At 59.9% G+C, this 24,301-nt stretch carries 24 protein-coding genes; 8 read left to right on the plus strand and 16 right to left on the minus strand.

Going from position 1 to position 24,301, the window contains the following annotated elements:
* Positions 1–2: 2 nt before the first annotated feature.
* Positions 3–1,022, plus strand: coding sequence for a ribose-phosphate pyrophosphokinase (locus NIT7645_RS18950; protein ID WP_008562810.1), 1,020 nt, complete (start codon positions 3–5; stop codon positions 1,020–1,022).
* A gap of 151 nt (positions 1,023–1,173) precedes the next feature.
* Complete coding sequence (locus NIT7645_RS19360) at positions 1,174–1,554, plus strand: GFA family protein (protein WP_008563273.1); 381 nt, start codon at positions 1,174–1,176, stop codon at positions 1,552–1,554.
* Here the strand turns inward: NIT7645_RS19360 and NIT7645_RS18955 are convergent.
* The 7 genes from NIT7645_RS18955 to NIT7645_RS18990 form a co-directional block, all read right to left on the minus strand.
* Positions 1,551–1,901, minus strand: a complete 351-nt coding sequence (locus NIT7645_RS18955) for an H-type lectin domain-containing protein (RefSeq protein WP_037302720.1) — start codon at positions 1,899–1,901, stop codon at positions 1,551–1,553. The two genes, NIT7645_RS19360 and NIT7645_RS18955, sit on opposite strands and share 4 nt — an antisense overlap.
* 122 nt (positions 1,902–2,023) lie before the next feature.
* Complete coding sequence (locus tag NIT7645_RS18960) at positions 2,024–2,437, minus strand: F0F1 ATP synthase subunit epsilon (protein ID WP_008561257.1); 414 nt, start codon at positions 2,435–2,437, stop codon at positions 2,024–2,026.
* 11 nt (positions 2,438–2,448) lie between these two features.
* Positions 2,449–3,873, minus strand: a complete 1,425-nt coding sequence (atpD, locus tag NIT7645_RS18965) for a F0F1 ATP synthase subunit beta (protein ID WP_008561134.1) — start codon at positions 3,871–3,873, stop codon at positions 2,449–2,451.
* 20 nt (positions 3,874–3,893) lie between these two features.
* The gene (locus NIT7645_RS18970; RefSeq protein WP_008562903.1) at positions 3,894–4,775 is read right to left on the minus strand and encodes a F0F1 ATP synthase subunit gamma; all 882 of its coding nucleotides are present in this window, start codon (positions 4,773–4,775) and stop codon (positions 3,894–3,896) included.
* A gap of 14 nt (positions 4,776–4,789) precedes the next feature.
* Positions 4,790–6,328, minus strand: coding sequence for a F0F1 ATP synthase subunit alpha (atpA, locus tag NIT7645_RS18975; RefSeq protein WP_008559350.1), 1,539 nt, complete (start codon positions 6,326–6,328; stop codon positions 4,790–4,792).
* On the minus strand, positions 6,329–6,889 hold the full coding sequence (locus tag NIT7645_RS18980) for a F0F1 ATP synthase subunit delta (RefSeq protein ID WP_037302115.1): 561 nt from the start codon (positions 6,887–6,889) through the stop codon (positions 6,329–6,331).
* A 421-nt stretch (positions 6,890–7,310) separates the two neighbouring features.
* Positions 7,311–8,057 (minus strand): class I SAM-dependent methyltransferase, encoded by a 747-nt coding sequence (locus NIT7645_RS18990; RefSeq protein ID WP_050687798.1) that lies wholly within the window; start codon positions 8,055–8,057, stop codon positions 7,311–7,313.
* Between the two features lie 65 nt (positions 8,058–8,122).
* On the opposite strand from NIT7645_RS18990, the gene gloB reads away from it, so the two are divergent.
* The 4 genes from gloB (at position 8,123) to NIT7645_RS19010 (ending at position 13,141) form a co-directional block, all read left to right on the plus strand.
* On the plus strand, positions 8,123–8,896 hold the full coding sequence (gene gloB / locus NIT7645_RS18995) for a hydroxyacylglutathione hydrolase (protein ID WP_008559320.1): 774 nt from the start codon (positions 8,123–8,125) through the stop codon (positions 8,894–8,896).
* Between the two features lie 182 nt (positions 8,897–9,078).
* Complete coding sequence (gene clpA / locus NIT7645_RS19000; protein WP_008559113.1) at positions 9,079–11,400, plus strand: ATP-dependent Clp protease ATP-binding subunit ClpA; 2,322 nt, start codon at positions 9,079–9,081, stop codon at positions 11,398–11,400.
* Positions 11,401–11,407: 7 nt separating this feature from the next.
* Positions 11,408–12,379, plus strand: coding sequence for a M23 family metallopeptidase (locus NIT7645_RS19005; protein WP_008558784.1), 972 nt, complete (start codon positions 11,408–11,410; stop codon positions 12,377–12,379).
* A gap of 198 nt (positions 12,380–12,577) precedes the next feature.
* Positions 12,578–13,141 carry a DUF2087 domain-containing protein gene (locus NIT7645_RS19010; protein ID WP_008562953.1) on the plus strand — a complete coding sequence of 188 codons (564 nt, stop codon included), beginning with the start codon at positions 12,578–12,580 and terminating at the stop codon, positions 13,139–13,141.
* On the opposite strand, the gene NIT7645_RS19015 is transcribed toward NIT7645_RS19010, so the two are convergent.
* The 3 genes from NIT7645_RS19015 to NIT7645_RS19025 form a co-directional block, all read right to left on the minus strand.
* Entirely contained in the window at positions 13,128–15,095 is a 1,968-nt protein-coding gene (locus NIT7645_RS19015; protein ID WP_008559340.1) for a peptidoglycan -binding protein, read from the minus strand. The two genes, NIT7645_RS19010 and NIT7645_RS19015, sit on opposite strands and share 14 nt — an antisense overlap.
* Positions 15,096–15,098: 3 nt before the next feature.
* A complete protein-coding gene (locus tag NIT7645_RS19020; RefSeq protein ID WP_008560741.1) occupies positions 15,099–16,280 on the minus strand; it encodes a MotA/TolQ/ExbB proton channel family protein in 1,182 nt (393 codons plus the stop codon).
* A gap of 77 nt (positions 16,281–16,357) precedes the next feature.
* Complete coding sequence (locus NIT7645_RS19025) at positions 16,358–16,888, minus strand: gamma-glutamylcyclotransferase (protein ID WP_008559794.1); 531 nt, start codon at positions 16,886–16,888, stop codon at positions 16,358–16,360.
* Between the two features lie 67 nt (positions 16,889–16,955).
* On the opposite strand from NIT7645_RS19025, the gene NIT7645_RS19030 reads away from it, so the two are divergent.
* The gene (locus tag NIT7645_RS19030; RefSeq protein ID WP_306316148.1) at positions 16,956–17,957 is read left to right on the plus strand and encodes a DUF2125 domain-containing protein; all 1,002 of its coding nucleotides are present in this window, start codon (positions 16,956–16,958) and stop codon (positions 17,955–17,957) included.
* Positions 17,958–17,963: 6 nt separating this feature from the next.
* Here NIT7645_RS19030 and NIT7645_RS19035 read toward each other — a convergent pair whose 3' ends face one another.
* From NIT7645_RS19035 to hisC, 3 genes are read right to left on the minus strand one after another with little or no spacing between them, the layout of a single operon-like run.
* On the minus strand, positions 17,964–18,785 hold the full coding sequence (locus tag NIT7645_RS19035; protein WP_008561933.1) for an extensin-like domain-containing protein: 822 nt from the start codon (positions 18,783–18,785) through the stop codon (positions 17,964–17,966).
* Entirely contained in the window at positions 18,785–19,705 is a 921-nt protein-coding gene (locus tag NIT7645_RS19040; RefSeq protein ID WP_008560724.1) for a prephenate/arogenate dehydrogenase family protein, read from the minus strand. The genes NIT7645_RS19035 and NIT7645_RS19040 overlap by 1 nt, the downstream gene beginning before the upstream one ends.
* A complete protein-coding gene (gene hisC / locus NIT7645_RS19045) occupies positions 19,702–20,787 on the minus strand; it encodes a histidinol-phosphate transaminase (protein WP_008561573.1) in 1,086 nt (361 codons plus the stop codon). The genes NIT7645_RS19040 and hisC overlap by 4 nt, the downstream gene beginning before the upstream one ends.
* 156 nt (positions 20,788–20,943) lie before the next feature.
* Between hisC and NIT7645_RS19050 the strand changes: the two genes are divergently transcribed.
* The gene (locus NIT7645_RS19050; RefSeq protein ID WP_037302719.1) at positions 20,944–21,405 is read left to right on the plus strand and encodes an Lrp/AsnC family transcriptional regulator; all 462 of its coding nucleotides are present in this window, start codon (positions 20,944–20,946) and stop codon (positions 21,403–21,405) included.
* 39 nt (positions 21,406–21,444) lie between these two features.
* On the opposite strand, the gene NIT7645_RS19055 is transcribed toward NIT7645_RS19050, so the two are convergent.
* The 3 genes from NIT7645_RS19055 to NIT7645_RS19065 all read right to left on the minus strand — a co-directional run bounded on the left by NIT7645_RS19055 (position 21,445) and on the right by NIT7645_RS19065 (position 24,102).
* On the minus strand, positions 21,445–22,029 hold the full coding sequence (locus tag NIT7645_RS19055) for a PA14 domain-containing protein (RefSeq protein ID WP_008559162.1): 585 nt from the start codon (positions 22,027–22,029) through the stop codon (positions 21,445–21,447).
* A 204-nt stretch (positions 22,030–22,233) separates the two neighbouring features.
* On the minus strand, positions 22,234–22,854 hold the full coding sequence (gene rpsD / locus NIT7645_RS19060) for a 30S ribosomal protein S4 (protein WP_008560453.1): 621 nt from the start codon (positions 22,852–22,854) through the stop codon (positions 22,234–22,236).
* A 189-nt stretch (positions 22,855–23,043) separates the two neighbouring features.
* Entirely contained in the window at positions 23,044–24,102 is a 1,059-nt protein-coding gene (locus tag NIT7645_RS19065; protein ID WP_037302718.1) for a Hint domain-containing protein, read from the minus strand.
* Positions 24,103–24,301: the final 199 nt, after the last annotated feature.

Raw genomic sequence — 24,301 nt, forward strand, 5'->3', positions numbered from 1 at the left:
CAATGCCGACCTTGAACGAACCCAAGCTGATCGCTGGGAACGCCAACCTTCCGCTCGCCCAATCCATTACGCGCCGCATGTCCATGCACCGGGGCGTCGATCAAGGGCTGGTAGATGCCCGCGTCGAACGCTTCAACGACGGCGAGATTTTCGTAGAAGTCTATGAAAACGTCCGTGGCGAAGACATGTTCATCATTCAGCCGACTTCGAACCCGGCCAATGACAACCTGATGGAGCTGCTGATCATCGCCGATGCCCTGCGTCGCTCCTCGGCCCAACGTATCACCGCTGTGATCCCCTACTTCGGCTACGCCCGCCAGGACCGCCGCACAAAAGCACGGACACCGATCTCGGCAAAGCTGGTCGCCAACATGCTGACCGGCGCCGGCATTGAGCGGATCCTGACGATGGATCTGCACGCCGCTCAGATCCAGGGGTTCTTCGACATTCCCGTCGACAACCTCTACGCCTCGCCGATCTTTGCGCTGGATGTGAAAAACCAGTTCAAGGATAGCCTCAGCGATATCATGGTGGTCTCGCCTGACGTCGGCGGCGTGGCCCGTGCCCGCGAATTGGCAAAACGCATCAATGCGCCTCTCTCCATCGTGGACAAGCGCCGCGAAAAGCCCGGTGAAGTTGCCGAGATGACCGTGATTGGTGACGTGACCGACAAGATCTGCCTGATCGTTGACGACATGTGCGACACCGCCGGCACGCTTTGCAAGGCGGCACAGGTGCTGTTGGATAATGGCGCACGTGAAGTCCACGCCTACATCACACACGGCGTCATGAGCGGCCCAGCGGTTGAGCGTGTCACGAATTCTGTCATGAAATCGCTGGTTCTCACCGATACCATTCAGCCGACCGAAGCCGTTCTTGCCGCGCCGAATATCCGCATTTTGCCAACAGCCCCCCTGTTCACGCAGGCGATCCTGAACATTTGGCACGGCACATCTGTGTCCTCGCTGTTTGAAGACAAGACCCTGCTGCCGATCTACGAGTCGCTCACCCACGGCGGTTAAGCCTACGCGATACGCAAGACATCGATGCGTACCGATTGCCTTTCAAACCCTCGCGCACGGCGCGGGGGTTTTTCTTTGCGATCTTGTCCTGCGATGGACAGACGCGCGCGCACTCCCCTAGGTTAAGCACAAGCAGCCGAAGGAGTCAGAGATGGCAGAGCATTACGACGCAGCCTGCCTGTGCGGAGCCATTCACCTCCGCGCAGAGGGCAGCCCGCTTCGGGTGGGAATATGTCACTGCAGAGACTGTCGTCGCCATCACGGGGCGCTGTTTTTTGCCGCCGCGATCTTTCCTGCATCAGCCGTCCGCGTGAGCGGTGCGTCCCGTCACTACAACGGGCGCCATTTCTGCCCCACCTGTGGGTCTTCTGTCTTTGCCGAAACCGGGGAAGAGATTGAAATCCATCTGGGCTCAATGGCCAACTCCGACGGGCTCAGGCCGGAATATGAGCTGTGGTGCAGGAGCCGGGAAGACTGGTTGCCGCCCTTTTCCAGGACCACCTGCTACCCAAAGGACCGTCAGGACCCTTAGGACACATCCCAGTCATCTCCGAAGGGGAGATTGCCAATCGCCATCCACGCCGCACGGATGCGGGCGACACGGGTGTCGTTCCAGGTCCGGAAGACAATGTCGAAACCATCGACCGTGATGTCTTCGGCCACCAGTTCGCTGCGAAACGCCGTACCAGCCGCCATGTCGACCAGAGAGGTCGAGATATGCACAACAGGTGGCGCACTGAAGCTTTCGCCAAAGCGGACATGACGCCGACGCTCACGCGGGCCATCACCGGCCCACATGGCACCGCCCTCTTCGAACTCGGAGAAAATCTCAATGTCGCCCTGATCCACCCCGATCCGGGGGCTGTCTATCCGCTGCATGCGCTTTACGACCGATGGCCGCCCTTTTCTGGTTCGGGTCTGACCCCGATCAACCACAGGATGCCAAAAAACAAAACCGGCCCGCAAGGGGCCGGTTTCAAAAGCAGTAGAGACCGTCTGGATCAGAGGCTCATATGGGTGCCAAGGGCTTCCATATCAGCGAGCAGCTTGGCGGCATCTTCCACCAGGCCATGCGGTTGATCGGTTTCCTGCACGGTTTTGTAGGTCGTGCGGGCTTCCTCGATCAGCTCGTCCAGATGAGCACGTGTCATCTGATCCATCGGGATTGCCTTCTCAGCAAGGACAGACAGACCGTCAGCGCCGATTTCAGCAAACCCACCAGTCACCAGATACTCGGATGTGCCTTCGGGGCTCTCGACCCGCAGGACACCCGGGCGCAGCGTGGTGATGGTCGGCGCATGGTTGGCCATTGCCGTCATGTCGCCTTCCGCGCCGGGGATCATTACCGCCGTCACCGGGAGCGACGCCAAGCGGCGCTCCGGGCTAACGAGGTCGAATTGCATCGTATCAGCCATCAGGGCCCTCCTTAGGCCGCGTCAGCAGCCATTTTCTCGGCTTTTGCGATCACCTCATCGATGCCGCCAACCATGTAGAAGGCGCCTTCGGGCAGGTGGTCGTATTCGCCAGCCACAACAGCTTTGAACGACGCGATGGTGTCTTCCAGCGGAACCTGCTTGCCGTCTGCGCCGGTGAAGACCTTTGCAACGTCGAACGGCTGGGACAGGAAGCGCTGGATCTTACGCGCGCGGCTCACGGTCAGCTTGTCCTCTTCGGACAGTTCGTCCATGCCGAGGATCGCGATGATGTCTTGCAGCGACTTGTAGCGCTGAAGGATCTGCTGAACGTCGGATGCCACCTTGTAGTGCTCCTCACCCACGATGGACGGGTCCATCAGGCGGGAAGTGGAGTCCAGCGGGTCAACCGCCGGGTAGATGCCCAGCTCGGAGATCGCACGGTTCAGAACGGTGGTCGCATCGAGGTGAGCAAAGGTGGTTGCCGGTGCGGGGTCGGTAAGGTCGTCCGCGGGAACGTAAACAGCCTGGATCGAGGTGATCGAGCCGTTCTTGGTGGAGGTAATACGTTCCTGCATCGCACCCATGTCGGTCGCCAGGGTCGGCTGGTAGCCCACCGCCGAAGGAATACGGCCGAGCAGAGCGGACACCTCGGAACCCGCCTGAGTGAAGCGGAAGATGTTGTCAACGAAGAACAGAACGTCGGTACCGGACTGGTCACGGAACTGTTCTGCGAGGGTCAGACCGGTCAGAGCAACGCGTGCACGCGCACCCGGAGGCTCGTTCATCTGGCCGTAAACCAGAGCAACCTGCGATTCTTCCAGGTTATCGGGCTTGATAACGTTGGATTCGATCATCTCGTGGTAGAGGTCGTTACCTTCACGGGTCCGTTCACCAACACCAGCGAACACGGAGAAGCCCGAGTGCACTTTTGCGATGTTGTTGATGAGTTCCATGATGAGAACGGTTTTACCAACGCCCGCACCGCCGAACAGACCAATCTTACCACCCTTCGCATAGGGGGCCAGCAGGTCGATAACTTTGATGCCGGTTACCAGAACTTCGGATTCAGTCGACTGGTCGCTGAATTCCGGAGCAGGCTGGTGGATTGCGCGGGTTTCCGCGGCCACGACGGGGCCCTGTTCGTCAACGGGCTCGCCCACGACGTTCAGGATGCGGCCCAGGGTCGCGTTGCCGACGGGGATCGAGATCGGCGCGCCAGTGTCGGCTACGGCTTGACCGCGAACCAGACCTTCGGTCGCGTCCATCGCGATGGTACGGACGGTGTTTTCGCCCAGGTGCTGTGCAACTTCCAGAACCAGCTGCTTGCCGTTGTTGTCGGTGGTCAGCGCGTTCAGAATTGCGGGCAGGTGGTCGTCGAATTGAACGTCCACAACGGCGCCGATGATCTGGGTCACCTTGCCTTTTGCTTGTGCCATGTTTCGTCTCCGGTTGTCTCTTAGAGCGCCTCGGCGCCCGAAATAATTTCAATCAGCTCGTTGGTGATCACGGCCTGACGCGAGCGGTTGAACTCGATGGTCAGCTTGTCGATCATGTCGCCCGCGTTGCGGGTCGCATTGTCCATCGCGCTCATCCGGGCACCCTGTTCGGAAGCCCCATTCTCCAGCAGAGCTGCAAAGATCTGCGTTGCAACGCCACGCGGCAGCAAGTCAGCCAAGATGGCCTCTTCACCGGGCTCGTAGTCGTAGTCAGCAGTACCAGATGCAGCACCGTCTTCCGCGGCCTCAAAGGACGCCGGGATCACCTGCTGGGCGGTCGGAACCTGGGTCACGACGTTCACGAACTTCGCGTAGAAGATCGTCGCAACGTCGAATTCCCCACCGTCGAAGCGGGCCAGCACGTCCTTGGCGATGTCTTGTGCGTTGGCATAGCCCACGCGCTTGACTTCGCTCAGATCCACGTGACCGACAAAATGATCGCCCAGGTCACGCTTCAGCGCGTCCCGGCCTTTTTTGCCGACTGTCAGGATCTTGACGGTCTTGCCTGCCGCGACCAGCTCCTGGGCTTTCACCCGGGCCAGCTTGGCGATGTTGGAGTTGAAGCCCCCGCAGAGCCCGCGTTCGGCAGTCATCACGACCAGGAGGTGAACCTGGTCGTTACCGGTGCCGGCAAGCAGTTTGGGTGCAGAATCGCTACCACCGACAGAAGCGGCAAGCCCGGCCATCACGGCATTGAACCGCTCGGCGTAGGGACGCGCATCTTCGGCAGCTTCCTGGGCGCGGCGAAGTTTCGCCGCGGCCACCATCTGCATGGCTTTGGTGATCTTGCGGGTCGATTTGACCGACTCGATCCTGATTTTAAGGTCCTTAAGACTCGGCATCGCCTCGTCCCCCCTTAAGCGAAGTCAGCGGCGAACGCGTCCAGAGCTGCTTTGATCTTGTCGGCGGCATCGCCTTTGATCTTCGGATCTTCGTTGGTGATCCAATCCAGCAGGTCCTGGTGCTTGCCACGCAGGTGCGCCAGCAGGCCAGCTTCGTAGCGGCCAACGTCCTTAACGTCGACTTTGTCGAGGTAGCCGTTGGTGCCCGCAAAGATCACGCAAACGATTTCAGCGTTGGTCAGCGGTGCGTACTGCGGCTGTTTCATCAGCTCGGTCAGACGTGCGCCACGGTTCAGCAGCTGCTGGGTTGCGGCGTCAAGGTCGGAGCCGAACTGAGCAAAGGCAGCCATTTCGCGGTACTGAGCGAGTTCCAGCTTAACCGGACCAGCAACGGATTTCATTGCGTTGGTCTGAGCCGAGGAGCCCACACGCGAAACCGACAGACCGGTGTTCACAGCAGGACGGATACCTTGGTAGAACAGTTCGGTTTCCAGGAAGATCTGACCGTCGGTGATCGAGATCACGTTGGTCGGAATAAACGCGGAAACGTCGCCGCCCTGGGTTTCGATAACCGGCAGAGCAGTCAGGGAGCCCGCGCCGAACTCTTCGTTCAGTTTCGCGGAACGCTCCAGCAGACGGGAGTGCAGGTAGAAAACGTCACCAGGATACGCTTCGCGGCCCGGCGGACGACGCAGCAGCAGGGACATCTGACGGTAAGCAACAGCCTGCTTGGACAGGTCATCATAGATGATCAGGGCGTGTTTGCCGCTGTCGCGGAAGTACTCGGCCATTGCGGTCGCGGCATAAGGCGCCAGGAACTGCAGCGGTGCAGGCTCGGATGCGGTTGCTGCAACAACGATGGAGTATTCCATCGCGCCGGTTTCTTCCAGCTTCTTCACCAGCTGCGCCACGGTCGAACGTTTCTGACCAACAGCAACGTAAACGCAGTACAGTTTCTTGGAGTCGTCGTCGCCAGCTGCGTCGTTGTAGACTTTCTGGTTCAGGATCGCGTCCAGAGCAACGGCAGTTTTACCGGTCTGACGGTCGCCAATGATCAGCTCTCGCTGGCCACGGCCGATCGGGATCATCGCGTCAACGGACTTCAGGCCGGTTGCCATCGGCTCGTGAACCGATTTACGCGGGATGATGCCCGGCGCCTTGACGTCTGCCACTTTACGCTCGGCAGCGTTGATCGGGCCTTTGCCGTCCAGCGGGTTGCCAAGACCGTCCACAACGCGACCCAGCAGCTCGGGGCCAGCGGGAACGTCCACGATCGAGTTGGTGCGCTTTACAGTGTCACCTTCTTTAATGTCGCGGTCGGAACCGAAGATAACAACACCAACGTTGTCGGCTTCCAGGTTCAGCGCCATACCCATGATGCCGCCGGGGAATTCAACCATTTCACCGGCCTGAACGTTGTCGAGGCCATAGACGCGGGCAATACCGTCACCAACGGACAGCACGCGGCCAATTTCTGCCACCTCGGCTTCTTGACCAAAATTCTTGATCTGGTCTTTCAGGATCGCAGAAATCTCTGCTGCTTGGATACCCATTTATCCGACCTCTTTCATTGCGTTCTGTAGGGAGTTGAGCTTGGAGCGGATCGAGTTGTCGATCATCTTCGAGCCCACTTTAACGACAAGACCGCCAATGATGCTCTCATCGACGGTTGCATTGATAACGACCTTCTTGCCAGTGCGCTCTGCCAGGGTCTTGGCCAGCTTTTCGCTCTGGGTTTTGGTCAGCGCTTTTGCCGATGTGACATCGGCAGTGATCTCACCGCGGGTCTCTGCAAGGCGTGCGCGCAGCGCTTCGATCAGCGCGGGCAGCACGAACAGGCGACGCTTTTGCGCCATCAGAGCCAGGGAATTTGCCAGAACGGGTGCGACACCCATCTTGGCAGCAACGGCGCTGATTGCGGTCTCCTGCTCGTCACGCGACACCACAGGTGACGTGATCAGATCGCGGAGATCCTCGCTGTCCGCCAGCGCGGCGGACAGATCGTTGATGCTGGATTCAAGGCTATCAAGCGCCTTGCTTTCTTCGGCGATCTCAAAGATCGCGGTGGCATAGCGCGCAGCAATGCCTGCGGAAATCGAAGCTGGTTCGGACACGTCCACCCTTCCGATATTGGCCCCGGTTGGCGACCGCTAAGTTGCGTCCGGGGGCGTGAGGTCTCCCCACAATTCGGTGGGGCGTCAAAATCAGCGTGGATGTAGCAGAGGGATGGCAACCTATCAACTGCCTTGAAAACCTACGTCGAAATCAAACAATTGTTTAATTTCAATGGTGTAGGCGATATTCCGCCGGGAACAGGCAGAACATGCGGCAAAAAAACCAACTTTAGGGGTCAATTTTGCGATTCCAAAACAGTGAAAAACGGCGCTGCGTGGCCAAAAAACCGCGAAACCGTCGAAAATGAGCGCCGAAAGCGCGGATTTGAGCAATCGGCGGGGAATCATGACCTGAGGGCACCCACAGACCAAACACCCCCTGCCAGTGGTCAAGTTTAAGAAGCTCGAATTCTGGCCTGGGTCAGGCCGGCTCAGGCATGGGGTTTGAAAGCCCTTCCAGCACCCGGATCGGATTTGGCGGCTTGAGGCGTGTCATCTCACCACGTTGAATGTGGGTCTGCTTGCTCACCTCGACCAAAAAGACACCACCCCCAAGCATCGCGGGCAAACGATCTCCCAAGCGTTCGAACAACGGCCCCGCCCGCAGCCAGAACCGACGTTGGCTCGGCGGCAGGTAAAGCGCGCCCAAATGGCGTTCGATGGTGAACTGATGAAGCCGCAGCTGGTTCTCGACCTGGCTCAGTGTATAGGGCCGCCCAAAGCCAAACGGCGTATCATCCGACCGCGCCCACAGCCCGGAACGATTGGGCACGACAAAAACCGCCCGCCCGCCGGGGCCCAGAACGCGCCAACACTCCTCCAGCAGATGTGACGGACGATCAGATGTCTCCAACCCGTGCAGCAGGACCAACCGATCCACATGGCCCGTCTCGATAGGCCAGGCCGTTTCCTCGCACAGGACAGAGACATTCGCCATTCCGGCAGGCCATTGCATCACCCCCTGCGGGCCCGGCATCAGCGCCATGACGCGGCGCGCATCCTTGAGATAGGGCCGCAGAAGCGGCGCAGCAAAGCCGAAGCCCGCGACGGTCTGCCCTGTGGCCTCCGGCCAAAGATCCCGCAAACGCCCCCGGATCGACGCCTGGGCAGCGCGCCCCAGCTTGCTACGGTAGTAAAAGTTCCTCAGATCCTGAACATCAAGATGCATTGCGGGCGTCCGTTGCTTGGGCCAATCTGAGGCCAGTCGCCGTCAGTTTACCCATCGAGAAGCGAATGACCATGCCCCTTGAGATCATCACCCTGCCCTGCCTGTCAGACAACTATGCCTTTTTGCTGCACAATGACGACACCGGCCAGACGGCACTCGTCGACGCACCAGAGGAGGCAGCGATCAAAGCCGAGTTGGACAAGCGCGGCTGGGGGCTTGATCTGATCCTGCTCACACACCACCACTGGGACCATGTCGATGGCGTCGATGCGCTGCGCGCCGCCTTTGGCGCAAAGGTTGTTGGAGCCAGCGCCGATGCGCATCGCCTCCCGGATCTGGATCTGTCCGTGAGCGAGGGAGACCGGTTTGACTGCCTTGGGGCTGAGGTGGAGGTCCTTGATGTGTCGGGCCATACCGTCGGGCACATCGCCTTTCACCTGCCCAGCGAAAAGGCCGTCTTTACCGCGGACAGTCTGATGGCGCTTGGCTGCGGCAGATTGTTCGAGGGCACCCCGGAACAGATGTGGGCCAGCCTGCAGAAACTGAAGGCCCTACCGAGCGAAACCACTGTCTATTCCGGGCACGAGTACACCCAGTCAAATGCCCGCTTTGCAATCACGATTGAGCCCGATAACAAGGCGCTTCGTCTGCGGGCAAACGCAATCGACAACGCGCGCGCCGAAGGTCGGCCCACCGTGCCCTCTACATTGCAGGAAGAAAAGGACACCAACCCGTTTCTGCGTGCGGATCTGGCAGAGGTGAAAAATGCGCTGGGAATGGCCCATGCGCAAGATGCGGAAGTCTTTGCCGAAATCCGCAGCAGAAAGGACAACTTCTGAGCTGATGCGCTGCCTTTTCACGGCACAGTCACGATAAATGTGACATGAAATTGCAAGAAAGAACTTGAAGCCGGGCAGCTATCAACCAAACTCTAATACTATCAGGACATGGTTGGACTGTGGACGGCAAGGCAATTCCACCACAGCCTCACAGCCAACCCAAGACCAAGAGGAGCACGCCCGTGCCTTCATTCTCGAGCACTTTGGAACAGGCCATTCACGCCGCGCTTGCGCTGGCAAATGAACGGCGTCACGAATTCGCAACTCTGGAGCATCTGCTGCTTGCCCTGCTGGACGAGCCCGAAGCCGCACGCGTCATGCGCGCCTGCAGCGTCGATCTCTCAGAACTGCGTGCAACCCTGGTAGAATTCATTGACGAAGACCTCGCCAATCTGGTGACGGATATTGACGGCTCCGAAGCCGTGCCAACGGCGGCCTTTCAACGCGTCATTCAGCGTGCTGCAATTCACGTTCAATCCTCTGGCCGCACCGAAGTAACCGGCGCCAACGTTCTGGTGGCAATCTTCGCCGAACGCGAAAGCGATGCCGCGTACTTCCTGCAGGATCAGGACATGACCCGCTATGACGCGGTGAATTTCATCGCCCATGGTGTGGCGAAGGATCCCGCATTTGGCGAAACACGTCATGTGTCCGGTTCTCCCGAAATCGAGGAAGAGCAACAGGCCACAACAGATGGCGACAAGAAAGAGAGTGCCCTTGCGAAGTACTGCGTCGATCTGAACGCAAAATCGCGAGAAGGCGACATTGACCCGCTGATCGGCCGCAGCCACGAAGTGGAACGCTGCATCCAGGTGCTGTGCCGCCGTCGCAAGAACAACCCGCTGCTGGTTGGCGACCCCGGAGTGGGCAAAACCGCGATTGCCGAGGGGCTGGCGCGCAAGATCGTCGCTGGCGAAACGCCAGAGGTGCTTGCAAATACCACCATCTACTCTCTCGACATGGGCGCGCTTCTGGCCGGCACCCGTTATCGCGGTGACTTTGAAGAACGACTGAAGGCCGTCGTCACCGAACTGGAAGAGCACCCTGACGCGGTTCTGTTCATCGACGAAATCCACACCGTGATCGGTGCGGGTGCCACCTCTGGCGGTGCGATGGATGCATCGAACCTTTTGAAGCCTGCGCTGCAGGGGGGCAAGCTGCGGACCATGGGCTCCACGACCTACAAGGAGTTCCGCCAGCACTTTGAAAAAGATCGCGCTTTGTCGCGCCGGTTCCAGAAAATCGACGTGAACGAACCTTCTGTTGAGGACTCGATCCAGATCCTGAAAGGCCTGAAGCCCTATTTCGAGGATCATCACGGGATCAAATTCACCTCGGATGCGATCAAATCCGCGGTGGAGCTGTCGGCGCGCTACATCAACGACCGCAAACTCCCGGACAAGGCGATCGACGTCATCGACGAGGCGGGTGCAGCCCAACATCTTGTCGCAGAAAGCAAACGTCGCAAGACCATCGGCGTGAAAGAAATCGAAGCCGTTGTGGCCAAGATTGCCCGCATTCCGCCCAAAAACGTCTCCAAGGACGACGCAGAGGTGCTGAAGGATCTGGAACGCTCGCTCAAGCGGGTAGTCTTTGGTCAGGACGCCGCGATCGAAGCCCTGTCCAGTGCGATCAAACTGGCTCGTGCCGGTCTGCGCGAACCGGAAAAACCAATCGGCAACTACCTCTTTGCGGGCCCGACCGGCGTCGGCAAAACCGAGGTGGCCAAGCAGCTGGCCGATACACTGGGTGTTGAACTGCTGCGGTTTGATATGTCGGAATACATGGAGAAACACGCCGTTTCCCGCCTGATTGGCGCCCCTCCCGGCTATGTCGGGTTTGATCAGGGTGGCCTGCTCACGGATGGGGTCGACCAGCACCCTCACTGTGTGCTGCTTCTGGACGAGATCGAAAAGGCGCACCCGGACGTGTTCAACATCCTGTTGCAGGTGATGGACAACGGCCAGCTGACCGATCACAACGGCCGGACTGTCAATTTCCGCAACGTGGTGCTGATCATGACCTCCAACGCCGGCGCGTCGGAACAGGCAAAGGCCGCCATCGGCTTTGGCCGCGACCGTCGCGAAGGCGAGGATACGGCAGCAATCGAGCGGACATTCAGCCCTGAATTCCGCAACCGCCTGGACGCGGTGATCTCCTTCGGTGCACTGCCGAAAGAGGTGATCCTGCAGGTCGTCGAGAAATTCGTGCTGCAGCTTGAGGCACAGCTGATGGATCGCAATGTCTCTATCGAGCTGACCCGCAAGGCGGCAGAGTGGCTGGCAGACAAGGGTTATGATGACCGCATGGGCGCCCGCCCACTCGGCCGGGTGATCCAAGAGCACATCAAGAAGCCACTGGCCGAGGAGCTGCTGTTTGGCAAGCTGTCCAAGGGCGGGCTCGTCAAGGTCGGCATCAAGGACGGCAAGCTTGATCTGCGGATCGAAGGCCCCGGAAAGCCACAGATTTCGGGCGACAAACCTCCGCTTTTGACTGCTGAGTAAAACCGGAATGCACCGACTGCCTATTTTGGCATTTGCCACATCGCTCGCCGCGCCCGTCGCGGCGAGCGAACTTGTTCTGGACTGGCCGCTGGACTGCACGCTCGGCGAGACCTGCCACATCCAACAATACGTCGACCATGACCCCGGCGCGTCGATGCGGGATTATACCTGCAACGGGCTGACCTACGATGGTCACAAGGGCACGGATATCGCCCTGCCCTACCTCAGCGATATGGTTGATGGCGTGTCTGTTCTGGCAGCAGCGGACGGCACCGTCGTTGGTGCGCGCGACGGGATGACGGATCGCTACTCTCTCGGTCGAGACGATCCCGCGATTGCAGGGCGTGAATGCGGCAACGGCGTATTGCTGCGCCACCCCGGCGGCTGGGAAACTCAATATTGCCACATGAAAAAAGGCTCTATCCAGGTCGCCACAGGTGACAAGGTCAAAAGTGGAACGCCTTTGGGCCAGGTGGGCCTCTCGGGGAGCACGCAGTTTCCGCACCTCCACCTGTCGGTTCGCTTGGACGGCAGGCCGGTTGATCCCTTCACCCCTGACATGATCGCGAAATGTGCCCCTTCGGGCGGCACGGATGCCCTGTGGCGGGAGCAGATCCCGTATCAGGCAGGCGGGTTTCTTGGCAGCGGCTTTTCCAACCAGATCCCCAAATTCGGCGCCATCAAGGCCGGAGAGGCAGATCGTTCCCCCCTTCCGGCCGGATCCTCGGCGCTGGTTTTCTGGGTCTATGCCTTTGGCAGCCGCAGTGGAGACAGCATGACATTGCGGATCGATGGGCCAGATGGGGTCATCATTGAACAGACCGACCTGCTTGAGAAAGGTCAGGCCCAGCTGTTTCGTGCGACGGGCAAACGCATGCGCGGCACCGGACTACCGGCAGGAACCTACAGCGCAACTGCTACACTCAGCCGCGCAGGGGAAGTGATTGATCGCGAAACCCGGCAAATGATCGTAGAGTAAAGCCCAAGCCCCTCTTGGCCTCGGCCATGGTTGGGGGTAGGTTGCTTGAACGGTCGGCAGACACCGAGGCGTCGCTGCCCCTCTTCAGGGGATGCTAAACCTGCCACATGCACTGATTGGTTTCCCGTGTCTCTTGCACAGGCGCCCGTCGTCAGGACAGCGACCAACGACATTGGCTGGCGCCGCAATGGATGCAGCATGACGAAATCACCTCTCCCGCTTTCCATCGGGGATCTGTCTCAATTCACCCGACACCTCTCTCGCCAACTTGGTGACACGGCCCCGTCCCATCTGACCTTGATGAATATGCTGGCCCGCGCGGGTGGCTACCAGAACCATCAACACCTGCGCTCAAGCACGGCAGCGGGCGTACGTTTGGCCCAATCGGCTGTACCGTCTGAGCAAACGAATGCCACGGACCAACGGCTGATCGAGCGCACCCTGGCCCAGTTCGACGATGCGGGACGCCTGCGCCAATGGCCATCGCGCAGATCAGTCCAGACACTTGCGCTCTTTGTGCTTTGGTCACGGATCCCTGCGGCCACTGCAATAAGCGAGAAAGACATCAACACACGCCTGAACGGGATGCACAGCTTTGAAGATCCCGCGACGCTACGGCGAACAATGATTTCTTGCGGCCTGCTGCAGCGCGAGCGGGATGGCAGCAACTATCAGCGTCGGGAACAGGCGCCACCGCAAGAGGCCCTGGCACTGATATCCCGGCTGCGCCCTCGTTGGGCCGCACCAGTCAGCGTTCGGTGAATTTCAGCTCGATCCGGCGGTTCTGAGCGCGCGCCTCCGGCGTTTCCGCCGGGTTGACTGGCTGATATTCGCCAAAGCCATTGGCTGACAGGCGCTCGGGCGGGATCCCCAGCGCCTGCACCATATAGCGGACGACAGACAACGCCCTTCCCTGGCTCAGCTCCCAGTTATCGGCAAACTTCGGATGGGCCCCAAGGGGCGTGTCATCGGTGTGCCCATCAACCCGGATGATCCAGTTGATCCCCTGCGGAATGGCGGCAGCGACGGTTTGCAGAATACGGGCAACCTTGGCGATTTCCGCACGGCCCTCGGGCGACAGATCTGCACTGCCTGGCGCAAACAACACCTCAGAGGCAAAGACGAAACGGTCGCCTTCAATTCGGACCCCTTCCTGATTGCCAAGGACATCGCGCAGACGCCCAAAGAACTCTGACCGGTATTGTTCCAAATCCTGGGCCTTGTCACTCAGCTGTGCGGCCTCGGCCTCCAGTCGCTTTCGCTCCTCCTCTTCAAGGATCCGGCGGCGGCGCTCCTCTGCGGCGGCCCGCGCAAGAGCTGCGTTGAGATCCTGACCAAGGTTCTGCATCTGCACCTGCTGTGCAACGTCACGCGCCTTGTAGTCATCCAGCAAGGCCTGCAAACTGCCCAGCTGTTCACGTAGAGCCGCAACCTGTTGGTTCAGCAAAGCGGTCTGGCGCTGCGCCTCCTGTGAAATTTCCTGCTCTTGGCTCAGGCTTTCTCGGGCCTGCGCCAGAAGTGCGGCGCGCTGTTCAGCCAATGAGGCAAGATCACTCGCCTTTGCGCTGGCGTCTTCCCTGTCGCTTAGGGCCGCCAAGAGACGCTGCTGCAGCACATCCCTGTCCGCAGCCGCAGCATTTGCAAGTTCAAGCTGTTCAAGAGCGGTCAGCAGTTTCTCTTCGGTGTCGGCCTTGTCGTCTGTGACGGTATCCAGGGCAGACTGCGCCTGATCACGCTGCTGCTGGAGATCGGAAAGCTTTGCTTCCAAAGCGGCGATCCGATCATTGGCCGCGGCCTCGGACACATCCATCTGCGCCAGAACACGGGTCAGCCGTTCGGCCAGCTCATCACGATCGCGGGCTGTGGCCTTGGCGGCATCAAGCGCGTTCAATACCTCAGCCAGCCGGGCATCCAACTGTGTCTTTGCGCTCTCGGTTGCAGCGAGCAACGTCAATGTGTCCTCAGCCGCCTGACGCTGTTCTTCCAGCGCGAGGGTCATCGCCGTGAGTTCGGCATCCGCATTCTGAAGCCGGTTGCGCAGCGCCTCTGCAGCAGCGGCTTCGGCCAGGCGTTCCGCTTCGGTCGCGCTCAACTCAGCCTCAAGCGAGCCCACCGTCGCAGCCTGTGCTTCGGTCTCCGCTTCCAGATCCGCAATCAACGCCTCCAGCGCCTCGCGTTTTGCGGCGGCAAGACGCGCCGCTTCGACTTGTGCGTCAATTTCTTCACGGCTGGCCGCCAGCGCCTGCGAAAGACTGTCGCGTTCACCTTCCAGGGTGGCGCGCTCTTCGGCCAGCTGATCGCGTTCTGTCGTCAGCCCGGCGATCGTGGCTTCTGCCTGCTGCTGGCGCTGAAGCAGACTGGCGACCTGTGCCTCGAAATCGCTGATCTGCCCGCGGGCTTCGACCAGATCAGCCTGCGCCTGTTCCAGCGTATCCTGGGTGGTGCCAAGAGTGGCAGACAGCGCCCCCAATCGAGCCTGCAGCTGACTGTTTTCCCGCTCTTCAAGCCCAAGCGCATCAGCCAGTGCCCCAACTTCAGCTGCCAGCTCGTCCAGCTGACTTTCCTGCCCGGAAATCGTCTCCCGCAGCACGAATTGCACCACCATGAAAATGGTCAGCAGGAACATCAAAACGAGCAGAAGGCCCGTCATCGCATCCACAAATCCCGGCCAGATCGATGCCTGGAAACGCTGACCTGTACGACGGGAAAGCGCCATGACCTAGCCCTCGTGGCCGCTGCGCGGGGTCCGGCCGAGCCCTTGCGGGCGTGCAAAGGCCTTGACCAACAGGTCGATGTCCTTGCGCAATTCCGCGAGACTTTCCTGACGGCCCGCTGAGATTTCTTCCAGGATCCGCAGCATCTGAACATCGATGGACCGCAGTCGCATCCGGCTTTCAGCGTCAAGACCGCTATCGCCGTGCGCGCGCATCAGTTCTGTCAGTGCCTCCTGACCAACGGCTACCCGTTCCAGCGCTGCAGTGACACCTTCGGACTGGGCCTGTCGTTGGTTCATATCAGTGATCGCATCGACCAGCGCAGACAGTTTCTGATCGACCTCTGCGCGCGCCTGTGAAGACTGCACGAACATGCCCTGCAACGCGTCCATCTGTTCGGTCATCGTGTCGAGCACCCCAGAGATCGCCCCGGTTTCGCCGCTGCCACCTTCCTCCGAGGACAGGCTGACGCGGGTAAATGACGACAGCCATTCCTCAAGCTCGCGATAAAAACGGTTTTGGCCGTGTCCCGCGAACAGTTCGAGCAAACCCACAATCAGAGAGCCCGCGAGACCAAGGAGCGACGACGCAAAAGCAACGCCCATGCCTCCCAACTGCGCCTCGAGCCCGGTCATGAGGCGGTTGAATACGGCGATCCCTTCCTCTCCCTCTTGCGGGGCAAGGCTGCGAATGGTGTCAACAACGGCAGGCACGGTGGTGGCCAGACCATAGAACGTCCCCAAAAGGCCAAGAAAGATCAGCAGATTGACGATATAGCGTGTGATTTCACGCTCTTCATCGATCCGAGTAGCGACAGAGTCGAGAATGGAGCGGGTCGAAGACGACCCCAGCTGCATCCGTGCCCCGCGTGAACGCAACAGCGATGCAAGTGGCGCCAGCATAGAGGGCGGGCGATCATCCTCGCGCGTAACCCCTGCGGCAAAACCTTCGATCCAGCGCACCGAACCAATAAGCTGCAGGACCTGCCAGAAACAGGCCAGCACGCCGAACACGAACACCAACAGGATAAACCCGTTAAGCCAGGGATTTGCCTCGAACACCGGCAGCACGCGCGGCAGCGCGACAAAGGCACCAAACCCGGAGAGGCCAAGGGCAATCAGCATCAAAATGATCTGACGTACCGGTTGGGAAAACTGCGGTTTGCTCTCGCGGTCTGGCTGCGCCATGTTCTGTGGCTCCTGACACGTTAAGGTGTTCTTCCAGAACAGCAGCCTATAGACAAAACCTCAAAAGAGCCAAGGCTTTATGACGCCAAATCACGCACTCGGGCAGACAGCCAGTCAAGATCCGGGTCACGCAAACCAATCTCGGCCAGGTGATCGGCAGTATTATAGAGATATTCCGGGTTCGGCCCCCGCCCGCCAATCGCACCTGCAATGATATGTGCCTGAGTTTCCAGGCTGAGACCACCGCAATACTGGTCATGATCGGGGTCAATGACATAGGTCACTGCCGTCACCTCTCCGCCGCTGGCCAGCGAAACGGTGAGATCGCGTTCGACATAAGCCGAGGAAATCAGCTCGCGGGCGCGCAACTCGTCCAGGGTCTGCTCTTCGTGGCCCGTTTCGACGGCCAGAGCGAGACCGGTGCAGGCAGCGCCTTCGATGGCATCCAATGCAAGCACCAATCCGGGCTTTTCGACGCTGCCGCGGTGATGGATGGATTTCATGCAAAAAGAACGCGCGTAGCCGGGCAAGGTCGCGACCTCGCGGCGGGCAACCGGAAAGCCCGGGTTCCACAACAAAGATCCATATCCGAATACCCACATGGTCATGACGCTGGCCCTTTTTTGAACGCGGCCTATAAACATCAATTCTGATCGCCAGAAAAGAGGCCGAATGATGATCCGCGGTACAAAAATCGCATTCCTCGCCGCCATTGCGCTGACGCTCTATTGGTTGATAGCGAGCTGGGGCGTCAGGCAGGGCGTGTCTGCCTGGTTCGCGGAACAACGGCGTCAGGGCTGGCAGGCTGAGTTCGCCAATCTGGAAACGACCGGCTTTCCCCTGGAGTTGCGAAATCGGATCACGGCACCTGTGCTGGCTGATCCTGGCACGGGAACCGCGTGGCGGGCTGAATGGCTGGAATTGATCAGCCCCGCAATTTGGCCCGGCGATCTGACTTTGGCATTTCCCTCTACGCCGCAGCGGGTTTCCTATCTGGACCAGACCGTTGTCTTGCAGGCCGAAGCGCTGGAGGCATCACTGCAGCTCGCACCGGGTCTCGCGCTGCAGCTGGAGCATTTAGGGGTTTCATCAGCTGCTTGGCAGCTTGATCTGGACAAGACCCCCTGGCTTGAGGGGCACGCGCTTAATCTGGAAATGCGCCAGCAGGGTGATCCGGCGTCTTACGCCATCACCGCCGAGGCCAATGGCGTCCTTCCCAGTGCCGTGCTGCGCCAGCAGCTGGCCGCAGCTGACGGGCTCCCTCAGCGTCTGGACACCGTTGCCGTTGATATGGATGTCCAGTTTGATACCGCCTGGGACCGTAAGGCTCTTGAGCTGCGCCGCCCGCAGCCGCGCAACATTGCCCTTCACCTTGCAGAAGCGCGCTGGGGCCCCATGCGGATCAAGGCCACTGGCGGCCTGCGCATCGACGAGACCGGCGTTGCCGAAGGGGATATCGCCCTGCAGATCGAAAACTGGCAGGATATCCTGCACATGGCCGAAGCCGCCCAGTTGCTTGGCCCTCAAACCCGCGCGGGCGTCGAACGTGTGCTGCGTGTCTTTGCCGGCCTCGGTGGCAATCACCGGGATCTCGACCTGCCTTTGACATTCAAATCGGGCTACGTTGCGCTTGGGCCTCTGCCGATTGGCCCCGCTCCGCGCCTTGTCCTGCGCTGATCGGGGTTAGCGGCAATAGGCCCCGCCGCGATGGCGCGCCACATCAAGGTGAAAGTGATCGCGGTGGAACCGATCTGATTGCGGGCCCAAAACTGTACCAAAAGGTCCGCAGGCCGCTTTCCAGATCTTGCGCAGCCCCTTTCGGGTGTCTCGTGCGCCCCAGCCATTCAGCACAGTGACGACGCGCCCGCTTTCTAGAACGAAACCGGAGATATCAATGGCCTTGCCCCGCCCGTGTTCGGAAATGCGCGCGCCGGGCAGATTGTTGCGTGTCCTGCAAGAGTAGTGAGAGGCGACCCGAAGGCTGACCACCTGATCGCGTCGACCAAAGGCCTTGATCACATCCCGATCGACCCATTTCTTGAGCGCCTTGGCCGTTTCGCAAGTCATGACCGACTGCTGGCTGAGCGTTACCCCCGCAATCGATTTGACCCGAACTGCATTTTTCGCACCACAGCCCTTCAGCCGCCCCGGCACGGTCCCGACCTTTTCACCTTGAATGTCGATGTCACCACACACGGACGTTTTGCGCAGTTTGCGTTTGCCGAACAAAATCTGCTCTGCCAGAGCCTCGGGACGGACCACAGGGCGCAGCGAGATATCAGGCCCGGCTTTGCTGACGGGTAGTTCCAGCGCGGCCAGTGCAATGCCTTGTTCAGACAGCGGACGCAGCTGCGGGCGAAGGAGCGGTTCAACCACCGAAGCCAGTACCGCCGCAGGGCGGATTTCCGGCCGCAGTGACTGAGTGGGGGCATCTGCCAGCGCCGGGATGGCGAAACAGGTCAGGATCAACCCGGCCAACACGCGCATTCCACCCAGGCCGCGCATCAGGACTTGGTTCCGCGACCAAAGTTCGGCGCAGCAGTATCCTGCCCCGCTTCGATGATGCCACGCCGAATGGCACGGGTGCGGGTGAAATAGTCGTGCAGATGTTCCCCGTCACCAGTCCGGATCGCCCGTTGCAGCGCAAAGAGTTCTTCGGTGAAACGCCCGAGGATTTCGAGCGTCGCATCTTTGTTTGTCAGGAAAACATCCCGCCACATGGTCGGATCCGACGCCGCAATTCGAGTGAAATCCCTGAAACCCGCGGCCGAGTACTTGATGACCTCACTATCTGTGACACGGCGCAAATCATCCGCAACACCCACCATTGTATAGGCAATGAGGTGCGGCGCATGAGACGTCACAGCCAGCACCAGATCATGGTGGTCTGCGTCCATCTCATCGACATTTGCGCCCATCCCTTCCCACAGGGTCCGCAGGCGCTCCACCGCGTCCGGATCCGTTCCCTCCACAGGGACCAACAGACACCAGCGGTTGTCATAAAGCTCAGCAAAACCCGCCTCCGGGCCGGAATGCTCGGTCCCTGCCAATGGGTGTGCGGGTACGAAATGCACGCCCTGCGGAATATGGGGCTGAACCGCCTCGATGACATGGCGTTTGACAGAGCCCACATCGGAAACCGTCGCGCCGGGCTTCAACTTGGGCGCAATCTCTTCCATGACCGGGCCCATCGCCCCGACCGGCACGCAAAGCACGACAAGATCTGCATCCTCTACGGCGTCGGCTGCGGTATCGCAGATCCGATCACACAGGTTGATCCGGCGGGCAGTTTCGCGGGTGGCTTCACTGCGCGCATAGCCTGTGATCTCTCCGGCCAGATTTCCGCGGCGGATGGCGTGCGCCATCGAGGAGGCAATAAGGCCGAGACCAATCAGCGCAATACGGTCATAAACGGGTTGAGTCATGAATGAGTGTCCTTGAAATCCTTGACGGCCGCCGCCAGTGCACGGCAGGACGCCTCATCCCCGACAGTCATCCGAAGAGCCGCCGGTAGTTTGTAGCCTGCCACACGCCGCACGATCAAACCACGGCTCTGCAAATAGGCATCACAGCTCTCAGCCTCTTGCGCGCTTGCGAAACGGGCCAGAATGAAATTGGCGCAAGACGTGTCCGACGGAATGCCGAGTTCGGCCAACGCCTCCGCCAGCCAGCTCCGCCAGGTCGCGTTTTTCTTGCGGCAATGTTCTGTGTACGCCGTGTCACGCACCGCGGCTTCGGCAGCTGCCAAGGCGGTCGATGACAGGTTAAAGGGGCCGCGGACCCGGTTCAGCACATCGATGATCGGCTTGGGGGCGTATCCCCACCCTACGCGGGCACCACCAAGGCCGTAGATCTTTGAAAAGGTGCGCGTCATCACAACATTGTCGCGACTTGCAACAAGCGATGCGCCCGCGTCGTAGCCTTCTACATACTCGGCATAGGCCCCATCCAGAACCAGGATCGCCTGTTTCGGAATCCCATCCGCAAGGCGGGCAAGTTCGGCCGTGCTGATCATCGTGCCGGTCGGGTTGTTGGGGTTTGCAATAAACACCAGCCGCGTGCGGTCCGTGCAGCCCTCGATCAGGGCATCGACATCGGTCACGCGCTCTCTTTCGCGCACTTCGACCGGAGTAGCCCCCGCAGCCAAGGCGCTGATGCGGTACATCGCAAATCCGTGTTCGGTGAACAGCACTTCATCGCCGGGACCGGCATAAGCCTGGCAGAGAAACGCGATGATCTCGTCGCTGCCCGCCCCGCAAATAATCTGCTCGGCCGGGAGCCCATAAACGTCGCCAATCGCCCCACGCAAGGACGCATGATCTGAGCTTGGATAGCGGTGCATCTGAGCGACGGCAGCCTGCATCGCCTCAATCGCCTTGGGGCTCGGCCCGAGGGGGTTTTCGTTGGAGGAGAGCTTGGTCACATTGCTCATCCCCTTCACATGGGCAGCCCCGCCCTGATAGAGGGCGATATCCATAATGCCTGGCTGCGGCGCGATGTGGGTCATGATATATGCTCCTTGATGCGGGATCGTAATAACCGCCCTGCATCAAATGGGAAAGCGACAAGACGCCCTCCCCTGTGCTTCGAGCGACGGCCATCGTGCAGCACCGCAACAGAGGTGCATTGAACTTGGCTTTCAGCGCGGCCTATGATCGCGCTCATGAACCATAAGCTAGACCAGATCGACCTTTCCCTCCTGCGCGCCCTGCAGAAAGACGCCAGCCTGTCACAGCGCGATCTCGCAGAACAGGTCGGACTGTCGCAAAACGCTTGCTGGCGCAGATTGAAGGCGCTGAACGAAAGCGGGTTGTTGCAAGGCTCCACCGTTCGGCTTGACCGCAAACAGCTCGGCCTGGATCTGGTGGTTTTTGTGATGTTGCGGACCCGCCACCATTCCGCCGATTGGCTGCAGACGTTCCGACGCCATGTTCTGACAATTCCCGAGGTCGTCGATTTTCACAGAATTGGTGGCGACTACGACTATCAGCTGAAGGTCGTGACAGAAGATATGGCAAGCTATGATCGGGTATATCAACGCCTGATCTCGGGCGTTGAGCTGGACAGCGTCACGTCCTATTTCGCGATGGAGGCGATCGCAGAGGGGCGCCCCCTGCCGCTGTAACGGCAGGTCCGCCCGTCGCGTTTCACGTTTGCAGCCTTTTCACCGACCAAATGCGCTGTTTGCCATCCAAGTCGGACGACTGCCTTTTGGCGCCATGCGCATGTGCAAGCAGGATGTGTTGAGCCGTTGGAAATACAGAATATGGACCGGGTACCAGCCCGCCTTGGGCACTTGGACCTCTTCCGCGAACGTCGGTTCGCACGGCTGCCGCCCGTCAAACTTACCGACCACCTGACCGCCAATTGTAGCGCGCAGCCCATCGTTGGTCAGGAAATCAATGGTATAAACGCCGGGCGCATCAAATTTGACATAGCCACGGATGTCTGCCGCGACCATTTCGGATTGTTTTGATGTGAGTGCATTTTCCCCGATGTTGGTGTCACGGTAGTCCAACCCCTTGAGAGGAGGGCCCGCCTCTGCGCCTGCCTCAAGTGCCTTGGCTGCAGCGCGCAGCGTCTTGACATCACTTGGATAGGCATAGCGCACCGACAGGCCCGGCTTCAGCCCCTTTGGCTGCGGATCCGCAGGCTTGAGCTGGAGAGGAGCTGCAAGCGACAGCGTAGCGCTTGCGGAAAGACTGATCGCCGCTGCTGCGGCCAGCCCCAGAAAACGGGTGAATGACATGGGTCTACCTTCCTGAACTTCGCCTCTGAACGGGCGTCTGTCGGCAGGATAGGTGGCGATCGGCTGCAATGACAAACGGAAAGTCAGGCGAGGGCAAAAAGTGATCACATGCTCATCGCCAACCCATCACGTTTTCGACCGGCCAGAAACGAGAAAGGGCCGCCAAGATGGCGACCCCGAAAATCCGTTTCCAAAAGGGCGGACTTAGTTTTTGGCGTAGAATTCGACGACCAGGTTCGGTTCCATGACAACCGGGTACGGCACGTCGGCCAGGCCGGGTGCGCGAACAAAAGTTGCGGTCATTTTGGAGTGGTCGGCTTCGATGTAATCCGGCACGTCACGCTCTGCGAGCTGAACAGCTTCCAGCAGGGCGGTCATTTGCTTGGACTTCTCACGAACTTCGATCACGTCACCCTCTTTCACGCGGTAGGAGGGGATGTTCACGCGCTTGCCGTTGACCAGAACGTGACCGTGGTTCACGAACTGACGTGCAGCAAAAACGGTGGGAACGAATTTGGCGCGGTATACGACTGCGTCCAGGCGGCGCTCCAACAGGCCGATCAGGTTTTCACCGGTATCACCTTTAACACGCTCAGCTTCACCATAGATGCGGCGGAACTGCTTCTCGGTCAGGTCGCCATAGTAGCCCTTGAGCTTCTGCTTGGCGCGCAGCTGGATACCGAAATCGGACAGTTTGCCCTTACGGCGCTGACCGTGCTGGCCGGGGCCATATTCACGGCGGTTCACCGGGGACTTCGGGCGACCCCAGATGTTTTCGCCCATACGGCGGTCAATTTTGTACTTGGCAGACGTGCGTTTGGTCACGGCTGATCTCCTTCGTATATGGTTTCGAAGGGCGTTGTCCTCTCCCCGGGTTTGACCGAGTCGACAGGCATCCCCTTGCGGGGGCCACCAACACCAATGAAGCCGCGTGTATAGACGAGCGGTTTGGGGAGTCAACACCGATTTTTAACGCCCATTCCTGATCCTGCGCGGCTGTCAGATCTGGCCAGTTCAGGCAGCATGCCTGAGGATCGCAGCCTCCGGCATGCTGAGGTTGCGACGGGCAAAATCACCATAGCGCATGGGGTCGACAGCCAGATCCGGCAATAGGGCCAAAAGCCTGCTGCGATCCTCTGCTCCAAGCACATCCAGAGCCGCCTGCGCCGGATGAAAACTCTCTGTCTCAACGCCATTGGCCCAAAGGACCTGATGGTTTGCCAACAGAAGATGAATATAGGTGACCTCCCGCAGCGATGTATCCACACTGACGCCGTGACCATCGACCAGATCGCGTGCTGTCACCAAAACTTCCGGTGTGTTGAAAAGGCTCTGCACCGCCTTGCCAGCGACCAGCATCCGATGGCTCGGGGAGACCAGCAAATCCGCGTCAGGGCGTGCCATCCCCAATGCGCCCCCCCGGATCCGGATCGGTCGCAACTCCGGCATGACAAACAAGCGCGCGCCACTCATCCGTCGACGCCCGATCCACTGGATCTGCTGGGCGCCACTATCGCGGGTCTGGATCCAATCACCTTCCTGGAGCATCTCTACCGGCACCCCTCCTGACGGCGTGCGCAGCAACGTGCCCGGGGTGAAGCAGATCACCCCACCCTCAGCAGGTGCGCCCATGTCCGGCCCATCGCCAAGGCGCAGCTCAGCGATCCACAAATCCCGGTTCCGCGGCGGGACACTGTCTACGAACATCAGGAGCGGTCGGCGCCCTGCCCCCACATCAATCAGGGTGACGATAAAATTTTTCAGCCCGTCAGTGACGACGAAATGGCGATCCCGCAGGGGCGCGCTGTCATCTTCCTCGGTGCGCTGATCGTCCACAGCAGTTGCCAAGCCGACCAGCCGCCTGACGGATCGTGCTGCACGTCTGCGCAACGCCTGCGCATCGTCGGAAGGTGCCAGTTGAAGAACATCACTCGGGCCATCCACCCGGACCGCCTCGCCAGTCCAACGCCAAGTGGCACCAGCTGCCAGCGCGCAAGGCAAAGCCGCACGCAGACCATCCACCTCGGTCTGCGCCCACGCAATCACGTAAGTGCCGTTAAAGCCCGTTCCCATCTGCTCTTTTGCCTGCCTTGGCATTATTGTTGTGTTTACGTTAGCAGAGCCCGATGAATTAAGAAAGAGGAGCGCAGCTTCACCCCTGTCCGCCCCTGACTGTGTGCGGCGCTCGACGATTAGGCTGCGTGTCCTGGTGATTGCCCTTGTTGGCCTTCACAAACAGAAATAACCCCGCCGGAGCGAGGTTAGGAGCATT

The organism is Phaeobacter italicus, from assembly GCF_001258055.1.
Taxonomy (GTDB): Bacteria; Pseudomonadota; Alphaproteobacteria; order Rhodobacterales; family Rhodobacteraceae; genus Phaeobacter; species Phaeobacter italicus.